Genomic DNA, 18,843 nt, shown 5'->3' on the forward strand with positions numbered 1-18,843 from the left:
GGTACCGCAGAACGGGAACACGTTGTATAACGTGTTATACAACGTGTGAAAGGCTGGTTGCGATGACTGTTCCCGACGTGTTCTCCCCCGAGGCATTGCAGGACCCGTATCCGCTGCTCGACCGGTTGCGTGTCGCTGGGGACGTGCATTTTCTGCCTGATCAGCAGCTGTATGTGGTGCTCGGGTTCGATGCGATCCGCACGGTGCTGGCCGATCCGCAGACCTATTCGAGCAATCTGGTCGCGGTGTTGTCGGCGGCGGGGTCGGCGACGGTGTCGGTGGTCGAGGCCGGTGGCGGAGTGGATGTGCTGGCGACCGCGGATCCGCCCACGCACACCGCGCAGCGGGCGCTGGTGATGTCGCGGTTCAGCCCGCGTGCGGTGGCCGAGACGAGCGAGCTGATCGATGCCGCGGTCGCCCCGGCGGTGGCCGGGCTGGTCGCTGCCGGCGGCGGCGACTGGATGGCCGCGGTCGCGCACCGTGTGCCGGTGCAGGTGATCGGTGAGCTGATCGGGCTCCCACGCGAAGACCATCAGCGCCTCGCCGACTGGTCGGACGCGGCGATCGATCTGGTGTCCGGGGTCGCAAGTCCCGAACGCGCCGGGCAGGCCGCGCTCGCCGTGCTCGAGTTCGTCGGGTATCTGGGCGAGCGCCTCGACCAGGCCCACCCGGGGCAGGACGCCGGGATACTCGGCAGCGTCGCCGCTGCGGTCGCTTCGGGAACCCTGACCCGCGATCAGGGCGCGATGCTGCTGGTGCAGCTGGTCACCGCGGGTGCGGAGTCGACCGCGAGCCTTCTGGGCACCGCGGTGCGGATGGTGGCCTGCGATGAGCATCTGCAAGCCACGCTGCGCGCCGAGCCCGACCGGATCGCCGCACTGGTGGAGGAAGCGGTGCGGATCGAGAGCCCGTTCCGGGGCCACTTCCGTGTCACCACCGCACCGACGCGCCTGGCCGGGGTGCAACTGGAACAGGGCGCGCGACTGATGCTGATGTGGGGCGCGTCCAATCGCGACCCGCGCATCGTCGAACAACCCGAGCGGGTCGACCTCGACCGTGCTCAGCCGAAACTGCATCACAGCTTCGGCCGCGGCATCCACTTCTGCCTCGGCGCTCACCTCGCCCGCAAAGAAACCACCCAGGCCGTGCGGGCACTGCTGGACGCCACCGCCACCGTCACACTGCGCGACCGCGAACCGGTCTACGTACCCAGCCTGATCGTGCGCCGCCTGGCGCATCTGCACCTGTCGGTCACCCCCGCATGATCGCCGCACCGAGCCCACGGACCCTCGGCTCGGACCTGGTATCGGGACCGATCGCTCGACTTCGCGACCACCGCCACTTCCACCCCGACCTGCGCCCCTACGCGCTGGTCCTACCGCGCGAGTCCATCGGCCCCCGCACGCTGCCGATCATGCGACGCATCGCCGCACGCATCCGGCCCCATCCCGCCGCTAGAGTCATCGATCTCGACCGGGGTGTGCGGGTCCGCGTGTTCGGTACGACCGACGACCAGGCACCGGGACCGGCACTGCTATGGATCCACGGCGGCGGCTACGTCTTCGGCACCGCCGCCCAGGACGACCGCTGGTGTCACCAGATCGCCACCCGCACAGGAGTTCTCGTCGCCTCCGTCGACTACCGGCTCGCCCCCGAACACCCCTACCCGGCAGCATTACACGACTGCCACCTCGCCCTGACATGGCTGGCCTCCCGGCCCGGCGTCGATCCCGGCCGCATCATCCTCGCCGGAGCCAGCGCCGGCGGCGGCCTCGCCGCCGCACTCGCCGCGCACACCCTCGATCACGGGCCCGTGATCCCGGTACAACAGCTGCTGTTCTATCCCATGCTCGACCACACCCCACTGCCTGACACCAGCACCCGGCATCGACTGTGGGGACCGCGCAGCAACGCCTTCGCCTGGGACAGCTATCTCACGGGCGCCGATCCCGCCGACGCGGTGCCCGCTCATCGCCGCGATCTCACCGGACTCCCCCCGGCGTGGATCGCCGTCGGCGATCTCGACCTGCTCCACGACCAGAATGTTCGCTACCACCGGGCCCTGACCGGCGCCGGGGTCGACAGCCAGTTCACCGTCATCCCCGGCGCCTTCCACGGCTTCGACACTGTCGCACCCGGCACCGCGATCACCCGGCACCTGCACCGCGAGGCGCTGCACGCAATCCGCACCGCCGCGACCACACCGCCGCGACGATGAATCGGAATCAATTGCGTTTTCTGGCCGGCACCGGTCTCGCCGCCCGTCGTGACCGACGACCGGTCGAACAGTTCGCGGCCAGGACGGAACACGGTAGTCCTTGTGACATCTAACCCGTTGCGCGAAAGCGCATTTCATGGCTTGCGCCGGCAGGGTCGGGACTTTACGGATACTGCGACCTGGAGATATGACAAAAGGAATGCGTTGATTCGCACCGAATGTCGGGCAAATCGAATTTCCCTTTTGCGCGACGCGGCATTTTATGCCCCCTGGCGCAGGCCAATACCTTCCAATTCATGGAGTGGAACTTTCAGTCGGCGGAAGACATCGCGGCTGCCTTGCGTGCCGGTGCGGTGACGTCGGTGGAACTGACCGACGCGGCGATCACTCGTATCGAGCGCGACGACAAGGCGATCAACGCGATCTGTGTGCCGGACTTCGACAATGCTCGGGCCGCCGCGCGCGCCGCCGACCAGGCGCGCGCCGGCGGCGAGAACCGGCCGCTGCTCGGCATTCCGGTGACGGTCAAGGAGTCCTACGATATCGCCGGGCTGCCCACGACCTGGGGCATGCCGCAGCACGCGAATTATGTACCGGCCGAGGACGCGGTGCAGGTATCGCGGTTGAAGGCGGCCGGTGCTGTGATCCTCGGCAAAACCAATGTGCCGGTGATGTTGCGAGATATCCAGAGCTTCAACGAGATCTACGGCACCACCAACAATCCGTGGGATCACAACCGCACGTCGGGTGGGTCGTCCGGAGGGTCGGCGGCGGCCCTGGCGTCCGGATTCGGCGCGCTGTCCATCGGCTCCGACCTCGCGGGTTCCTTGCGCACGCCCGCGCATTTCTGCGGCGTCTACGCGCACAAGCCGACACTCGGGCTCGCGCCGACCCGCGGGATGGTCGCCCCGTCCGCGCCGGCCTTGCCGATCGACCTCGACCTGGCTGTCGTCGGCCCGATGGCGCGCACCGCCCGCGACCTGTCCCTGCTGCTCGACGTGATGGCCGGACCGGACCCACTGACCCACGGCCTCGCCTACGACGTCGCACTGCCGCCCGCGCGCCACGATCGGCTGGCCGACTTCCGTGTCCTGATCATCGAGGACCATCCCCTCATCGCGACCGGATCGGCGGTGCGGGCGGGCGTGAACCGAGTCGCCGAGGCGCTCGTCGACGAGGGCGCCCGCGTCGAACGACACAGCCCGCTGCTGCCGGATCCGACCGACGCGGCGACGCTGTACATGCAGCTGATGCTGTCGAATGCCGCGGCGGGTCTTCCGCTCGATGTGTACCGGCAGCTGCGGACCCGGGCCGCCGCCCTGAGCCCGGACGACCGGAGTCTCGATGCGGCGCGGTTGCGCGGCATGGTGCTCAGCCACCGAGACTGGGTCGCGGCGAACAACGGTCGCGAACTCCATCGCCACGGTTGGCGGCAGCTGTTCGCCGAGTTCGACGCCGTGGTGTGCCCCATCACGCCCACTCCCGCCTACCCGCACGACCACCACGGAGACCTGGAGGACCGGCACATCGACATCGACGGCGTCGCCTATCCGTACTTCGACCAGCTCGTGTGGGCCGGTATGGCCACCATGCCCGGTCTGCCCGCGACCGCCGTACCGGCGGGCCGCTCCCCCGAGGGCCTGCCGGTGGGAGTGCAGCTTATCGGCCCGATGTTCGAGGACCGCACCCCGTTGCGGCTGGCCGAACTGCTCGAGGAGAAGATCGGCGGCTTCCAGTCACCGTAGCGCGCACGCATCGGACCGGTGCCTGCCGCCGGGCCTGCGCACCGGCGTGTACGCCGGCGAAAATCCGTGTGCGCGTAGCCGTTCGCACGCACTATCGTTGCCTCTCCGGCGATCGTGCCGGTGCGCTTCGGGTCGCGGCGTCGCCGTAGCGGAGCAGCAAGGTGTAGGACGGGGGTGAGCAGGTGCGGAATCTGCTGTTGGAAGGAGTCGTCGGGTCGCAGGCCTACGGTTTGGCGACGGCGACGAGCGATACCGACTATGCGGGGATCTACGCGGAACCGACGCGTGCGCTGCTGGGCTTGCATCCACCGGCGCGAACCAGCCGCACCGGCCGCGGTGGCGACGACGCCGTCTACCACGAGATCGGCAAGGCGATGGCCCTGATGCTGTCGTGCAATCCGACCGCCTACGAAGTGCTGTGGCTCGACACCTACACGGTCGCCACACCTTTCGGGCGCGAACTCGTGTCGCTGCGTGGATGTTTCGCGTCGGCGGGCCGGGTCCGCCGTGCGTATGTCGGGTACGCCGCCGCGCAGCTGCGCGATCTGGAACAGCGCCCGCATCCATCGCCGGACCGGCGCGCCAAACAGGCCCGGCACACGCTGCGACTGCTGTGGCAGGGATATCAGCTCTACGCCACCGGCTTTCTGCCGATCCGGGTGCCGGATCCGCAACGCTATCTCGAGTTCGGGCAGCGCGCCGCGACCGACGGGGCGACTCCGGTGCGGGCGGTGCTCGCCGAGTACGAGGGGGCGTTCGAGCAGACGACATCGGCCCTGCGGCACGAGCCCGATGAGGAACCGATCGAGTCGCTGCTGCAACGCATCCGGCGCGCCTATCTGGACGAGGAGACGCGATGAGCGAGGTGTGGTTCCTCGCCGACCCCCATGTGGGACATCGGCTGGTGTCGGGCCTGCGTGGATTCGACACACCCGAGGAGCACGATGCCGCGCTCGCCGAGCGCTGGGACAGCCGGGTCGGTGCCGAGGATGAGGTGTGGGTGCTCGGTGATATCTCCGTCGGCGGCACCAAAGCGCAGATGGCGGCTCTGGAGTGGATGTCGCAGCGGCCCGGGGTGAAGCATCTGGTGGCGGGGAATCACGACGGTTGTCATCCGATGCGCAGCCGCGCCCATCGCTGGCAGCGGATCTATCTGGAGACGTTCGCGTCGGTGCAGCAGTCCGCGGTCCGCAGGATCGACGGTCACCGGGTGTTGTTGTCGCACTTCCCGTTTCACGGGGCCACGGACGGCGACCATACCGCCGAGAACCGATTCGAGGAGTGGCGGCTGCCCGCGACCGGGGACAATGCCGGACGCTGGCTGCTGCACGGCCACACCCACAGCTCGGTGCGGATCCGCGGGCGCATGATCCACGTGGGCCTCGACGCGCACGAGTTGGCGCCGGTGCCGTTGGACTGGGTGCGCCGAACCATCGCCCGTACCGGCTGAGGAGGCTTCCCGAAAGCGATGGTCGGCCTGCCCGTCCGATCGTTAGGGTCGTGGCATGGTGGCGCCGGATCGTCTGCTCGAATTCGCCGGATTGGCTGTGGTGCTCGTGGTCGTGCCCGGGCCGAGCGTGCTGTTCGCGATCACCCGGGCAATCACAGTCGGGCGGCGGGAGGCACTGTTCACGGTGGCCGGCAACGCGGTCGGCGTCTATATGCAGGTCGCCGCGGTCGCATTCGGGCTCGGGACGCTCGTCGCGGCGTCGGCCACGGTATTCACCGCCGTCAAACTCGTGGGTGCGAGCTACCTGATCTATCTGGGTGTCCAGGCGATCCGTCGTCGGGCCGGACTGGTGGAAGCCTTCACCGCCGAGGTGCCCGCACTCCGGCGCGGCAGTGTCACCATGGTGCGCGACGGCCTCGTCGTCGGATTCGCCAACCCGAAGTCCGTGGTCTTCCTCGCCGCGCTGCTGCCGCAATTCGTCGACCCGGACCACGGCTGGGTGCCGGGGCAGATGCTGGTGCTCGGGCTGTGTATTCCGTTGTTCGGGTTGATCTTCGACTCCACCTGGGCACTGACCGCCGGAGCGGCGCGCGCCTGGTTCGCGCGTTCGCCGCGGCGACTTGCCGCCGTCGGCGGCGCGGGCGGACTCGTGATGATCGGACTCGGCACCAGCTTGGCGTTGACCGGACGAAAGGACTGACCACGGATCACCGGGTGTGGGCGGCGGATCGCGCGAAAGCCGGTGCCCGGCAGGCGGTTACGAGCTGACGTCCTCGAGGTCCGGCACGATCGGCGGCGGGGTGAGCACGGTCAGGTCCGGGACCGCGCCGCGATAGGCCTCGACTTGCACGAGCGCCAGTTGTCCTGTACTGCCCTGGCTCAGCGTGGAGGACGGGCGGTCGGCGGTGAGCACGTTCGGGTTGCCGTGCCGGCAGAACGACGGATCGGCGGGGTCCGGGTCGTACCAGGCGCCGGTGGACAGTTGCGCGATGCCCGGTGCGACCGCGTCGTCGACGACGAGTCCGGCCAGGCAGGAGCCGCGGTCGTTGTACAGGCGCACGATATCGCCATCGGCCAGTCCGCGTGCGCGGGCTTCCGAGGGATGCAGGCGCACCGGTTCGCGATCGCGGATCTTCACCGACCGGCTGTGTGCGCCGATGTCGAGCTGACTGTGCAGTTTGGTCCGCGGCTGGTTGGCGACCAGTTGGAGCGGAAAGTCTTGTGCGGCGTCGCTTCCCAGCCATTCGTCGGGTTCGAGCCAGACCGGGTGGCCGGGGCAGTCGGGGTAGCCGTATCCGGCGATGGTTTCGGAGAAGATCTCGATGCGCCCGGAGGGTGTCGGTAGCGGATGTGCGCCGGGGTCGGCACGGAAGTCGGCGAACGCCACCTGCGGCGGGTCGGCGACGGGCAGTTCGATACCGGAACCGGACCAGAACCGGTCGAAGTCCGGGAAGCTGCGCCCCCGCTCGCCGAGGTCGGACACCCATTGCCCGTACAGGTGGCGCAGCCATTCGCCCGTGGTGCGCCCCTCGGTGAATTCCTTTCCGGTGCCGAGCCTTTCGGACAATGCGGCGAAGATGTCGTAGTCGTCGCGGGCTTGTCCGTGCGGGCGGGTCAGCGCCGGCATGGGGAACAGGATGCCGTCGTTGTCGCCGGTGCCGTAGTCGTCGCGTTCGATGGTCATGGTGGCGGGCAGCACGATATCGGCGTGGCGGGCGGTGGCGGTCCAGAACGCGTCGTGGACGACGATGGTTTCGGGCCGGTCGAACGCGCGGCGCAGGCGCGCCAGGTCCTGATGGTGATGGAAGGGGTTGCCGCCGGCCCAGTAGACCAGGCGGATATCGGGATAGCGCAGCTCGCGTCCGTCGTATCGGAACGGGGTGCCGGGTGCGAGCAGCATATCCGCGATCCGCGCGACGGGGATGAAGCGGTCGATGGGGTTGGCGCCCTGCGGAAGTCGCGGCAACGGCAGGGTGCGGGTGGGTTCGCCGACACTCGCCGAGGATCCGTAGCCGTGTCCGAAACCGCCGCCGGGCAATCCGATCTGGCCCAGCATGGCGGCCAGCACCACGCCCAGCCAGGTCGGTTGCTCGCCGTACTGCGCCCGCTGCAGCGACCAGCTCACCGTCACGAGCGTGCGTGCCGCGGCCATCTCGTGTGCCAGCGCCCGGATGCGTTCGGCCGGCACCCCGGTGATCGCGGCGGCCCAGGCGGGATCCTTCACGACGCCGTCGGCCGTGCCACGCAGATAGTGCGCGAACCGCTCGTATCCGACGGTGTGGGAGTTCAAGAATGCGGTGTCGGCCAGGCTGTCGGCGTCGAGGACCTGGGCCAGCGCGAGCATCAGCGCGGCGTCGGTGCCCGGGCGTGGGCTGATCCACTCCGCCTCCGCGACCTCGGCGGTGTCGTCGCGCAGCGGGGAGACGGTGACGAACCGGCAGCCGCGCCGCCGGGCTTTCTCGATCCAGTCTCGGGTGTGGTGGCGGGACACGCCGCCCGGATTGACCGCGGCGTTCTTCGGCGAGATACCACCGAACGCGACCACCAGTTCGGTGTGTTCGGCGATCACCGATTTGGCGGTGAAACGGCCCAGCAGCGCGAACAGCGGCCCCACGACATACGGCAGCAACACCGTGGACGTGCCCAGGCTGTAGCTGTTGACGTGGCGGACGTAGCCACCCAGGCAGTTCAGGAACCGGTGCAATTGGCTCTGGGCGTGATGGAATCGTCCCGCGCTGGCCCAGCCGTAGGAACCGCCGTAGACGGCTTCGGGGCCGAATTCGGTGTAGACCCGGCGCAATTCGCCGCTGAGCAGATCGAATGCCCGGTCCCAGCTCACGGGAACATAGGAATCGCCGCCGCGCCCGGAGGCGCCCGGTCCGTGCTCGAGCCACGATGTGCGCACGTAGGGCCGGTCGATGCGGGTCGGATGATGTTGCGCCGAGGCCACATTGCCGATCAGCGCGGTGGGCTCGGGGTCGCCGGGCCAGGGCCGCACCTCGGTCAGCCGCTCACCGTCGCTGACGGCGTCGAACGCTCCCCAATGCGTCATGTGCGTGGCCATGGCCGCCACCCTAGCCGCGCGCACCGACAGTGTTCGACCGAATTCCGCAATACCTGGACACTCGCCCAACAGCGCGTCAGAATGACTGCGCCGCGTCCGCGCGTGTGGAGGCGGCGACCGGGGCCGGCGTGCCCGGACGCGTCCCTACCAGATGCCGAGGAGTTCGATGCGCAACGTCAGCCGTCGCCAGGCTTTCGGTCTGTTCGCCGCCGTGGCCGCTGCCGCCGTGGCCGGTCCCGCCGCCTTCGCCCAGGCCCGCCCGGCTCCGCCGGTCACCGTGCCGGATCTGGGTGGCGACTTCCTGTGGGGTGTGGCCAGCGCCGGATTCCAGTGCGAAGGCCATGCGCCCGACAGCAATTGGCTGCGGTACGTGGCCGCGCATCCCGACTACGACCGCTACCACGATGCGGTCGATTTCTTCACCGGCTATCGCTCCGATATCGGCCTGGCCGCCGGGCTCGGCGTCGGGGTCTACCGCATCAGCGTCGAATGGGCACGGGTGCAGCCGCGGCCCGGCGAATGGGACGAGGCCGGATTCGCGTTCTACGACAGCGTTCTCGACACGATGGCCGCGCACGGCATCCGCCCGATGCTGACCCTGGATCACTGGGTGTATCCCGGCTGGGCGGCCGACCGCGGCGGCTGGGCGCATCCGGCGATGCTCGGCGACTGGCTGGCCAATGCGCGGACAGTGGTGCAGCGCTATGCCTCTCGCAATCCGCTGTGGGTCACGTTCAACGAGCCGGCGTTCTACATCGTCAACGAAACCCGCAACGGCGGGTTGTCGCCGGCGGACGTCCCCGCCATGCAGCAGCGACTGATCCAGGCGCACAACACCATCTACGACGACATCCACCGGGTGCAGCCGGGCGCCCTGGTGACCAGCAACCTGGCCTACATCGTCGGCACGGCGGAGCCGGTGGTCAACGGCCCGATGATCGATGCCATCGCCGCGAAACTCGACTATGTCGGCATCGACTACTACTACGGTCACACCCCGCAGGACCTGGCCCGGCTGTCACCCGGCGACCTCGACCAGCTGTGGAAGATGCCGCTGCAACCCGAGGGCATCTACTATGCGCTGGAATACTATTCGCGACGATTCCCCGGTAAACCGCTGTATGTGGTGGAGAACGGTATGCCGACCGAGAACGGCGCGCCACGCCCCGACGGCTACACCCGCGGCGACGACCTGCGCGACACCGTGTACTGGCTCCAGCGCGCCAAGGCCGACGGCATCGACGTGATCGGCTACAACTACTGGTCGATCACCGACAACTACGAATGGGGCAGCTACACACCGCGCTTCGGGCTGTACACCGTCGACGTGCTGACCGACCCCACCCTGACGCGGCGGCCCACCGACGCGGTGGACGCCTATCGCGCGATCACACGGGCGGGCGGGGTTCCCGCAGACTACCGTCCCACGCGTGGCCCGGTGGCCTGTTCCCTCGTCGACATACCCGGCAGCTGTGCCGATCCGGTGACCGTGCCGCATTGATCGCCCCCACCCGGTATGCGGGCGCCGGGCGCTGGGGCTAGTTTCAGAGGGGCAATTGTTGCGGTCCGGTCACGGGCCGACGAAACACCCTGATGGAGGACAGCTCGTGCGCATCCTGTTGGTCGCCAGCGCATTCAACAGTCTCACCCAGCGCGTGCATGCCGAATTGCGGGAGCGCGATCACGAGGTCGGCGTCGAATTGGCGCTCGGCGACGATCTGCTCCGCGCCCGGGTCGCCCGTTTCCGGCCGGATCTGATTCTGGCGCCGATGCTCACCACGGCGATTCCCGAGGATGTGTGGACCGAGCATCCGGTGTTCATCGTGCATCCGGGTCCGATGGGCGATCGGGGGCCGTCGTCGCTGGATTGGGCCATCACCGAGGGTGCGTCCCGGTGGGGTGTGACGGTGCTGCAGGCGGTGGCCGAGATGGACGCGGGCCCGATCTGGGCGTCGGTGGGCTTCGATGTGGCGCCGTGCGGTAAGAGCGAGCTGTATCGCAACGAGGTGTCCGACGCGGCGGTCGAGGCGGTGCTGACCGCGGTGCGCCGCTTCGCATCCGGCGACTACGTGCCCGAACCGCTGGATTACGACCGCCCCGACGTCACCGGCCGGTTGCGGCCGTTCCTCACCCAGCAGGTCCGTCGCATCGAGTGGGCCACCGCCGATACCGCGACCGTGATCCGCACGCTGCGCGCGGCCGATTCCCAGCCGGGTGTGCTGGACGAACTGTTCGGCCGCGAATACTTCGTCCACGGCGGCCATTACGAGGATCGGCTGCGCGGCGAGCCGGGCGCGGTGATCGCCACCCGCGACGGCGCGATCTGCCGGGCGACCGTCGACGGTGCGGTGTGGTTGCCGCAGCTGCGCCCGCGCCGCGTGCCGGGCGGACCGGTGACGTTCAAGATGCCGGCCACCGACGCGCTGGGCGCCGATCTGCCCGCCGGAGTTCCCGAGGTCCCGGTCTCCCCCGCCGAGGCGGCGGTCCGTGACACCTGGTCGGAGCTGCGCTACCACGAGGACGCGGGCGTCGGCTATCTCGAATTCGCCTATCCCGGTGGCGCGATGGACACCCGGCAGTGCCGGCGGCTGCTCACCGCGTATCGCGAGGCCTGCGATCGGCCGGTGGACGTGCTGGTGCTGGGGCCGCGGCGCGACTTCTTCTCCAACGGCATCCATCTCAACGTGATCGAGGCGGCCGCCGATCCGGCCGAGGAGTCGTGGCGCAACATCAACGCGATCGACGATGTGGTGGAGGCGATTCTGACCACCACCGACAAACTGGTGGTCGCGGCGCTGGCGGGCAATGCCGCCGCCGGCGGGGTGATGCTGGCCCTGGCCGCCGATCACGTGTGGTGCCGGGAATCGGTGGTGCTCAATCCGCACTACCGGCTGATGGGCCTGCACGGTTCGGAGTACTGGACCTATACGCTGCCGCAACGGGTGGGCCCGGAGGTCGCCGAGCAACTCACCACCCGGACCCTGCCGGTCGGCGCGCGGGCCGCGGCGCGAGTGGGGTTGGTGGACAAGGTGTTCGAAGGCTCCACCGAGCGGTTCCGGGCACAGGTTCGCCGCGAGGCCGAAAACCTCGCGGCGGCACCGGAACTGCAGAACCTCCTGCTGGCGAAGAAGCAGCGCCGCGCGGCCGACGAGGCGGTCAAGCCGCTGGCGCGGTATCGGGCCGAGGAGCTGGCGCATATGCACCGCAACTTCTTCGGCGACGGCGAGTCCTATCACCGGTTGCGGCGCGAATTCGTCGCCAACACCAAACCGCTGGCGACTCCCGCACACCTGCTGGGCTGAGCGCCGGGTCCGTCCGGTCGTGGCCGTGCGCTGCCGCGACCGGACGGAGTTCCGCGCGACGTCGGTCAGGCGGAACGGGATTCGGCGACCGGGCGAGCGGCCGCCGAACGGGTGCCGAAGCGCAGGATGCCGTCTTCGAGGTCGGCTTTGCGAAGCAGTGCGCGGTCGCGGTAGTAGTTGTTGATCACCTTCCACGGACCGCGGCGGCCTTGACGCGGCATCACCGCGTCACCGCGGGCGATGTAGCCGGAGGTCAGCGCACCGCCCATCATCGACTCGGGCGCCCGGTCGGCCTCCTCGGCTTCGGCGACGAAGGTCGAATACCCCTTGGCCTTCATGTGATTGAGCAGCCGGCAGAAGTATTCGGCGGCCAGATCGGCCTTCAACGTCCAGGAGGCGTTGGTGTAGCCGATGATCATCATGGCGTTGGGCAGCCCGCTCATCAGCGCGCCCTTGTAGGCGACCAGATCGCGGGTGGCGATCGGGGTGCCGTCGACGTCGATCGCCGCGCCGCCGAGCATCTGGATGTTGAGGCCGGTGGCGCTGATCACGATGTCGGCGGGCAGTTCCTCGCCGGATTCCAGGCGGATGCCGGTTTCGGTGAAGGTCGCGATGCGGTCGGTGACGATCGAGGCGCGTCCGTTGCGCAGCACCTTGAACAGGTCTCCGTTGGGCACGATGCACAGCCGCTGATCCCACGGGTTGTAGCTGGGGCTGAAGTGGCGCATGTCCACGTCGGGCCCGACGGCGACCCGCACGGCCTGCAGGAGCAGTTTGCGCGACAGGGCGGGGTTGCTGCGGGAGAGGGCGAAACTGGCGCGCTGCAGGGCGATGTTGCGGGCGCGGCCGGTCTTGTAAGCCAGCGCGGCGGGCAGTTTCGCCTTCTTCATGCCGACGGCGACGGGGTCTTCGGCGGGCAGCGGCGCGATGTAGGTGGGCGAGCGCTGCAGCATGGTCACGTGCGCGGCGTCCTCGCTCATGGCCGGGACCAGTGTGATCGCGGTGGCGCCGCTGCCGATGACGACGACCCGCTTGCCGCGGTAGTCCAGGTCCTCGGGCCAGTGCTGGGGGTGCACGATCTGCCCGCCGAAGTTCTCCTCACCGGGGAACTGCGGGCGGAAGCCCTGGTCGTAGTCGTAGTAACCGGTGCAGCCGACCAGGAAGTTGCTGGTGTAGGTCTCGGTCTCGCCGGTCTGCTCGTCGAGCGCCTCGGTGGTCCACAGCTGCTCGGTGCTCGACCAGCTCGACTTCACGACCTTGCGGCCGAAGCGGATGTGGCGGGTGACGCCGTATTCCTCGGCGGTGTCGGCGATGTACTGGCGGATGTGCGGTCCGTCGGCGAGCACCTTGGTGCCGATCCAGGGACGGAAGCCGTAGCCGAAGGTGAGCATGTCGGAGTCCGAGCGGATGCCCGGATAGCGGAACAGGTCCCAGGTGCCGCCGATGGCGCTGCGCCGTTCGAGGATCGCGTAGCTGCGTCCGGTGTTCTCCCGGCTGAGATGGCAGGCCATCCCGATCCCGGACAGTCCCGCACCGATGATCAACACGTCGACATGCCGCGTCATTGAGGTATCCGTTTCGTCCGAATGTCAGCCCGGACCTCGCCGTCCGGATACCCGAAGGTTACGTGTTATTTCTGGTTACGTCTAGTCGCGGCAGGTCCGGCGGCACGGTCACTGCATGGACGCGCCCAGAATTTCCCCGGCGCCCGCGGTGGCCAGCCCGATCGCCACGACACCCACGGCCACCCGCGACACCGTGGCCCGCGCGACCCCGCGCCGACTCGCCAGATGGATCCAGCAACCGACCGCGATCGCCGTCGCCAGCAAATGCAACCAGATGAGATTTCGCAGCAGCGCCGTCGTCACCCCCGCGCCCGGTGGAGCCTGCGGCCCCACATTGTCCAGCTGAGCCGTAACCATGTCGTGAACAGCGTTGACAGTCATCTCGGGCACGCCCTTCCCCTAGCCCGTCCGGTCGGGCGCACCGCTGCGGACGCACCCATCCGTGACCCTCAACGCTACCCCTCCGGCAAATTTCTGGCATCTTCGTTTCTCCACCGCTGCGGGCGGCCGGAGGGCTAGGCTGACCCAGGCGCACCAACCGCCCGCGCGGCGGGGCCGGCGGCCGATGACGGCGAGGTCACCGGCGGCCGCGGGTGCCGCCGAGTTTCGTGTCCGGGGAAAACGAGGGACCGACACAGTGAGGAATCGACGACCGTGCGCACGCTCGATACCAGCTTCAACACCCGCCACGGCGGCTTCCGCGAGGTAGTCGTCACCGCAGTGGAGATCACCACCTCCATCGGCGCGGATACCGAAAGTACTTGGCAGGCGCTGCTTTCCGGCGCCAGCGGGATCAAAGCCCTCACCGACGAGGACATCACCCGCCACGATCTGCCGAATGCCATCGGCGGCAAACTGATCCACGACCCCACCGCCGATCTGGACCGGGTGCGCAAGCGCCGCATGTGCTACGTCCAGCAGATGGCGTACGCGATGGGTCGGCGGCTCTGGGAGACCGCGGGAGCGCCCGAGGTGGACAAGGACCGCCTGGGCGTCTGCATCGGCACCGGTCTGGGCGGCGCCGACGTCATCGTCGAGGCCCACGACACCATGCGCGAACACGGCTATCGCAAGGTGTCCCCCTTCGCGGTCCCGATGAGCATGCCCAACGGCGTCTCCGGTGTGGTCGGCCTGGAACTCGGGGCGCGCGCGAGCCTGGTGACGCCGGTATCGGCGTGCGCGTCGGGCAACGAGGCGCTGGTGCACGCGTGGCGCTCGATCGTGCTGGGCGAGGCCGACATGGTCGTCGCCGGCGGGGTGGAGGGCTACATCAATCCGATGGCGATCGCCGGATTCACCATGGCGCGCGCGCTCAGCTCCCGCATCGACGAACCCGAACGGGCGTCGCGGCCCTTCGATCGCGACCGCGACGGTTTCGTCTTCGGTGAGGCCGCCGCGCTGCTGCTGGTCGAATCGGAGGAGCACGCGCTGGCGCGCGGGGCGACGCCGCTGGCCCGGCTGCTCGGCGCCGGACTGACCGCGGACGGCTACCACATGGTCGCTCCCGACCCGGAGGGTCTCGGCTGCGCCCGCGCGATGCGCCGGGCCATCGAAACCGCGGGCGTGGCCGCCGCCGATGTCGATCACGTCAACGCCCACGCCACCGGCACCTCGATCGGTGATCTGGCCGAGGCCAAGGGCATCGCCGCCGCCATCGGCACCCATCCGGCGGTGTACGCGCCGAAGTCGGCGCTGGGGCATTCGGTGGGCGCGGTGGGCGCGCTCGAGGCCGCGATCTCGGTGCTGACGCTGCGTGATCAGGTCATCCCGCCCACGCTCAACCTCGACAATCAGGACCCCGAGGTCGACCTCGACATCGTGCACGACAAACCGCGGCACACCGACGTGGAGTTCGCGATGAACAACTCCTTCGGGTTCGGCGGCCACAACGCGGCGGTGCTGTTCGGCCGGTACTGACCACACCGGGCTTCGGCGCCCGATTCGCCCGATCGCACCCGAACTCACAGCAATCTCCAAGGGTTCGGACAGGGTGGTCACCGGATCGGCTGAGACGCTCCCGCGGTGACAGTGACGACTGCCGACACCGCCGTGCCCGTATCGCCCGAATCGGCTCGTCCGCCGGATCCGGATCTGGCGCCGCCGCGACGGCGGGACCGGATCGCGCTCGCTGTGCTGCTGGTCGCCACCGCGGCCGCGTATCTGTGGAACATCACCGTCAACGGGATGGGCAACGGGTTCTACGCGGCGGCCGCATGGTCGGGCTCGCGCGACTGGAAGGCGCTGCTGTTCGGTTCGCTGGACCCGGCCAACTTCATCACCGTCGACAAACCGCCGGTCTCGCAGTGGGTGATGGGGGTGTCCGGGCAGCTGTTCGGTTTCTCCAGTGCCTCCATGCTGATTCCGCAGGCGTTGATGGCGGTGGCGGCGGTCGCACTGATGTACGGCGCGATCGCCCGCGCGAGCGGCAGCCGCGGCGCGGGTCTGCTGGCCGGTCTGCTACTGGCGCTGACACCGGTGGTGGCGTTGATGTTCCGGTTCAACAATCCGGATGCGGTGATGGTGCTGCTGATGACCGCCGCCGCCTACTGCACCGTGCGCGCGTTGCGTCACGCGAGCCCGCGCTGGCTCGTATTGGCCGGTGTCGCATTGGGTTTCGCGTTCCTGGCGAAGATGCTCGAGGGCCTCATGGTGCTGCCCGCGCTGGCTGCGGCGTATCTGGTGGCGGCCCCGGCGAGTTTCGGCAAGCGGATCGCGCATCTGCTGGCCGCCGCGGTGGCGCTGGTGGTCTCGTCGGGGTGGTATGTGCTGCTGACGATCCTGTGGCCCGCCGATTCCCGCCCGTATCTGGCCGGTTCCAAGGACAACACCTTCATGGATCTGGTGCTGGGTTACAACGGTTTCGCCCGCTACCTCGGACACAACCACACCGGGCGCAAACCCTTCGAACTGCCACCGGGATACGAATTGCCGCACATGGGTGGCGGTGGCGGCGGGTTCGGGTCGGGCCCGGATCGGTTGTTCACCGGCGAGATCGGATTCGAGATCTCGTGGCTGCTACCGGCGGCCGTGCTGGGTTTCGTCGTCGTGCTGATCACGCGATGGAGGTATCCGCGCACCGACCTCGTCCGCGGGGCGGCACTGGTTTTCGGGCTGTGGCTCTTGATCGACGGGGTGGCGTTCTCGGCGATGAAGGGTGGCATGCACGCCTACTACACCCTGGCCATCGCGCCCGCGGTGGTCGGCAGTTTCGTCCTGGGCCTGGCCGAGGTGTGGCGTTGCCGGGATCGGGCGTGGGGCCGGGCGGGGGCCGCGGGACTGGTTGTGGCCGGCGGCGTCTGGGGCTTCGTGCTGCTCGACCGCAATCCGGACTGGCAGCCGTGGCTGCGGTGGTCCATCCTCGCGGTGACCGTCGTGGCCGCCGCCGCGCTGGTTCTGACGACGCTGCCGGCGCTGTCGCGACGGGTGCCCGCCCGGGCGGTCGCGGCTGCGGTGGGCGCCGGTGTGCTGGCCGCGATGGCCGGGTCGAGCGCGTACGCGGTGGCGACGCTGCCGCAGTCGCATACCGGCGGCAGTCCGGTCGTCGGGCCCGCGCATCCGGACCTGCCGCAAGCACTGAATCCGTTCCGCCGCCAGGTCGGCATGCTGATGGGCGGTACCGACACCGATCCGAAGCTGGTGGAGATGTTGCGGGCGACACGGACGACATGGTCGGCGGCCATCGACCGCTCGGGACCGGCTGCCGGGCTCGAACTGGCCAGCCGGACACCGGTGATCGCCATCGGCGGATTCACCTCCGAAGATCCGGTCCCCACCGTCGCGGGGTTCCAGGACCTGGTCCGCGACCACCGGATCACCTACTATCTGGCGCCCGAGATGACGTTGCCGGATTCGTGGCGAACCCGCGACCAGCACCGATCCCCCGGCGGCGCCCACACTCCGGCGGCCGCACCGGCCCCGTCGGCCCCCGACGCGCAGCCGCCGATGTGGCATCCGGTCGGCAACACCGACATCTACGCCTGGGTGTCCGCGCACTACACGTCGCAACACCTCGGCGGTCTCGAGGTCTTCGACCTCACCGCACCGCCGCACTGAGCCCGGTGTCGAGCGGCCGATCGCGCGCTCGACACGCCCTTGCGCACACCGGAATTCAGCAATCTCGCAGCTACGATTGCTGGATGCGAGAGCCGAACCGCCGCCAGGTGCTGGCCACCGGACTGGCAGCAGCAGCCGCGCTGCTGCTGCCGGCCCGCGCGGGCGCCGACCCCGTCCGCCGGGCGGCGTCGGCCCTCGCTCCCCTGGGCCCCGACTTCGTCTGGGGGGTGGCCACATCCGGGTTCCAGACCGAGGGCCACGCCCCCGACAGCAACTGGACCCGCTACATCGCGACCGGTGCGGCCGAACCGTATCGGGATTCGGTGCGCTTCCTCGACACCTACGCCGACGATATCGAGCGCGCCGCGCACCTGGGCGCCACGAGCTTCCGGATGAGTATCGAATGGGCCCGGGTACAGCCCCATCCCGACCAATGGGACGACCAGGCGTTCGCCGGCTACGACCGGATCGTCGACGCCGTCTACGCCGCCGGCATGACCCCGATGCTCACCCTGGATCACTGGGTGTATCCGGGCTGGGCCGCCGACCGCGGCGGCTGGCGCAACCAGGGCATGGTCGACGACTGGCTGACCAATGCGCGAAAAGTGGTGCAGCGCTATGGTTCTCGCGATCCGATCTGGGTCACGATCAACGAACCGGCCGCCTATCTCGGCACCGAGATCCGCATCGGCGCCCTCTCGCACGAGGAGTGGCCGGCGGCGATGGACCGGCTCGCGCAGGCCCACAACCGGATCTACGACGACATCCACGCCGCCTATCCGAAGGCGATGGTCACCAGCAACATCGGCTATGTGCCCGGCGCCGACTCCGAGGTGAACCAGCCGTATATCGACAAGGTGCGCGACAAACTCGATTTCGTCGGTGTCGACTACTATTTCGGCCCCACTCCGGCCGCGGACGGCTCGGCGGCGACCTCGGCGGGTGCGCCCGCGATGTGGGAGCTGCCGCTGCAGACCGAGGGCGTCTACTACGCGCTGCGCCGCTACGCCCGCCAGTTCCCGGGAAAACCGCTGTACGTGGTGGAGAACGGGATGCCGACCGAGAACGGCGCACCCCGCCCGGACGGCTACAGTCGAGCCGACCAGTTGCGCGACACCGTGTACTGGATCCAGCGTGCCAAGGCCGACGGCATCGATGTGCGCGGCTACAACTATTGGAGTCTCACCGACAACTACGAATGGGGCAGCTACACACCCCGTTTCGGCCTCTACACCGTCGATGTCACCTCGGATCCGGATCTGGTGCGCCGGCCCACCGACGCGGTGGAGGTGTTCGCCTCGCTCGTGCGCGCGGGCGGGGTGCCCGCCGATTACCGGCCCACCCGCGCTCCCGTCGCCTGTTCTCAGGTCGATCCGCCGGCCAGTTGCGACGAGCCGGTGATGCTGCCGGATCCGGCCGCCTCACCGGCGCCGTAGACGCCGCCGG

Annotated in this window: 14 protein-coding genes; 11 read left to right on the top strand and 3 right to left on the bottom strand. The window is 69.1% G+C overall.

The genetic code is table 11. From position 1 onward, the window contains the following. The first annotated feature begins 62 nt into the window (after positions 1-62). From NA3_RS16450 to NA3_RS16475, 6 genes are all read left to right on the top strand, one after another. On the top strand, positions 63-1,265 hold the full coding sequence (locus NA3_RS16450; RefSeq protein WP_063917530.1) for a cytochrome P450: 1,203 nt from the start codon (positions 63-65) through the stop codon (positions 1,263-1,265). After that, positions 1,262-2,218, top strand: a complete 957-nt coding sequence (locus tag NA3_RS16455; protein ID WP_084491602.1) for an alpha/beta hydrolase — start codon at positions 1,262-1,264, stop codon at positions 2,216-2,218. Before NA3_RS16450 ends, NA3_RS16455 begins: the two co-directional genes overlap by 4 nt. 218 nt (positions 2,219-2,436) lie before the next feature. Further along, positions 2,437-3,963 carry an amidase gene (locus tag NA3_RS16460; protein ID WP_227995185.1) on the top strand — a complete coding sequence of 509 codons (1,527 nt, stop codon included), beginning with the start codon at positions 2,437-2,439 and terminating at the stop codon, positions 3,961-3,963. 182 nt (positions 3,964-4,145) lie between these two features. After that, a complete protein-coding gene (locus NA3_RS16465; protein WP_062964473.1) occupies positions 4,146-4,823 on the top strand; it encodes a nucleotidyltransferase domain-containing protein in 678 nt (225 codons plus the stop codon). Further along, a complete protein-coding gene (locus tag NA3_RS16470; RefSeq protein WP_062964474.1) occupies positions 4,820-5,413 on the top strand; it encodes a metallophosphoesterase in 594 nt (197 codons plus the stop codon). Before NA3_RS16465 ends, NA3_RS16470 begins: the two co-directional genes overlap by 4 nt. Before the next feature lie 55 nt (positions 5,414-5,468). Continuing rightward, positions 5,469-6,113, top strand: coding sequence for a LysE family translocator (locus tag NA3_RS16475; protein ID WP_062964475.1), 645 nt, complete (start codon positions 5,469-5,471; stop codon positions 6,111-6,113). Positions 6,114-6,170: 57 nt separating this feature from the next. Here the strand turns inward: NA3_RS16475 and NA3_RS16480 are convergent, their stop codons facing one another. After that, positions 6,171-8,477 (bottom strand): molybdopterin-dependent oxidoreductase, encoded by a 2,307-nt coding sequence (locus NA3_RS16480; protein ID WP_062964476.1) that lies wholly within the window; start codon positions 8,475-8,477, stop codon positions 6,171-6,173. A 166-nt stretch (positions 8,478-8,643) separates the two neighbouring features. Between NA3_RS16480 and NA3_RS16485 the strand changes: the two genes are divergently transcribed. After that, positions 8,644-9,978 (top strand): family 1 glycosylhydrolase, encoded by a 1,335-nt coding sequence (locus tag NA3_RS16485; RefSeq protein WP_062964477.1) that lies wholly within the window; start codon positions 8,644-8,646, stop codon positions 9,976-9,978. Between the two features lie 106 nt (positions 9,979-10,084). Next, entirely contained in the window at positions 10,085-11,779 is a 1,695-nt protein-coding gene (locus NA3_RS16490) for a hydrogenase maturation protein (RefSeq protein ID WP_062964478.1), read from the top strand. A 65-nt stretch (positions 11,780-11,844) separates the two neighbouring features. Here NA3_RS16490 and NA3_RS16495 read toward each other — a convergent pair whose 3' ends face one another. Both NA3_RS16495 and NA3_RS16500 read right to left on the bottom strand, forming a co-directional pair. Next, entirely contained in the window at positions 11,845-13,344 is a 1,500-nt protein-coding gene (locus NA3_RS16495; protein WP_062964479.1) for a flavin-containing monooxygenase, read from the bottom strand. Positions 13,345-13,452: 108 nt separating this feature from the next. Further along, complete coding sequence (locus tag NA3_RS16500) at positions 13,453-13,734, bottom strand: hypothetical protein (RefSeq protein ID WP_062964480.1); 282 nt, start codon at positions 13,732-13,734, stop codon at positions 13,453-13,455. A gap of 264 nt (positions 13,735-13,998) precedes the next feature. On the opposite strand from NA3_RS16500, the gene NA3_RS16505 reads away from it, so the two are divergent. The 3 genes from NA3_RS16505 (at position 13,999) to NA3_RS16515 (ending at position 18,833) form a co-directional block, all read left to right on the top strand. After that, positions 13,999-15,261, top strand: a complete 1,263-nt coding sequence (locus NA3_RS16505) for a KasA/KasB family beta-ketoacyl-ACP synthase (protein ID WP_062964481.1) — start codon at positions 13,999-14,001, stop codon at positions 15,259-15,261. A gap of 105 nt (positions 15,262-15,366) precedes the next feature. Further along, a complete protein-coding gene (locus tag NA3_RS16510; protein ID WP_062964482.1) occupies positions 15,367-17,397 on the top strand; it encodes a glycosyltransferase family 39 protein in 2,031 nt (676 codons plus the stop codon). An 83-nt stretch (positions 17,398-17,480) separates the two neighbouring features. Beyond that, entirely contained in the window at positions 17,481-18,833 is a 1,353-nt protein-coding gene (locus NA3_RS16515) for a family 1 glycosylhydrolase (protein WP_062964483.1), read from the top strand. Positions 18,834-18,843: the final 10 nt, after the last annotated feature.

The organism is Nocardia africana NBRC 100379, from assembly GCF_001612635.1.
Classification (GTDB): Bacteria; Actinomycetota; Actinomycetes; order Mycobacteriales; family Mycobacteriaceae; genus Nocardia; species Nocardia africana.

Coding starts and splice junctions, on each gene's coding strand:
- NA3_RS16495 (WP_062964479.1), bottom strand. CDS start 13,344: ATGACGCGGCATGTCGACGTGTTGATCATCGGTGCGGGACTGTCCGGG.
- NA3_RS16485 (WP_062964477.1), top strand. CDS start 8,644: ATGCGCAACGTCAGCCGTCGCCAGGCTTTCGGTCTGTTCGCCGCCGTG.
- NA3_RS16475 (WP_062964475.1), top strand. CDS start 5,469: ATGGTGGCGCCGGATCGTCTGCTCGAATTCGCCGGATTGGCTGTGGTG.
- NA3_RS16460 (WP_227995185.1), top strand. CDS start 2,437: ATGTCGGGCAAATCGAATTTCCCTTTTGCGCGACGCGGCATTTTATGC.
- NA3_RS16450 (WP_063917530.1), top strand. CDS start 63: ATGACTGTTCCCGACGTGTTCTCCCCCGAGGCATTGCAGGACCCGTAT.
- NA3_RS16480 (WP_062964476.1), bottom strand. CDS start 8,477: ATGGCCACGCACATGACGCATTGGGGAGCGTTCGACGCCGTCAGCGAC.
- NA3_RS16515 (WP_062964483.1), top strand. CDS start 17,481: ATGCGAGAGCCGAACCGCCGCCAGGTGCTGGCCACCGGACTGGCAGCA.
- NA3_RS16455 (WP_084491602.1), top strand. CDS start 1,262: ATGATCGCCGCACCGAGCCCACGGACCCTCGGCTCGGACCTGGTATCG.
- NA3_RS16470 (WP_062964474.1), top strand. CDS start 4,820: ATGAGCGAGGTGTGGTTCCTCGCCGACCCCCATGTGGGACATCGGCTG.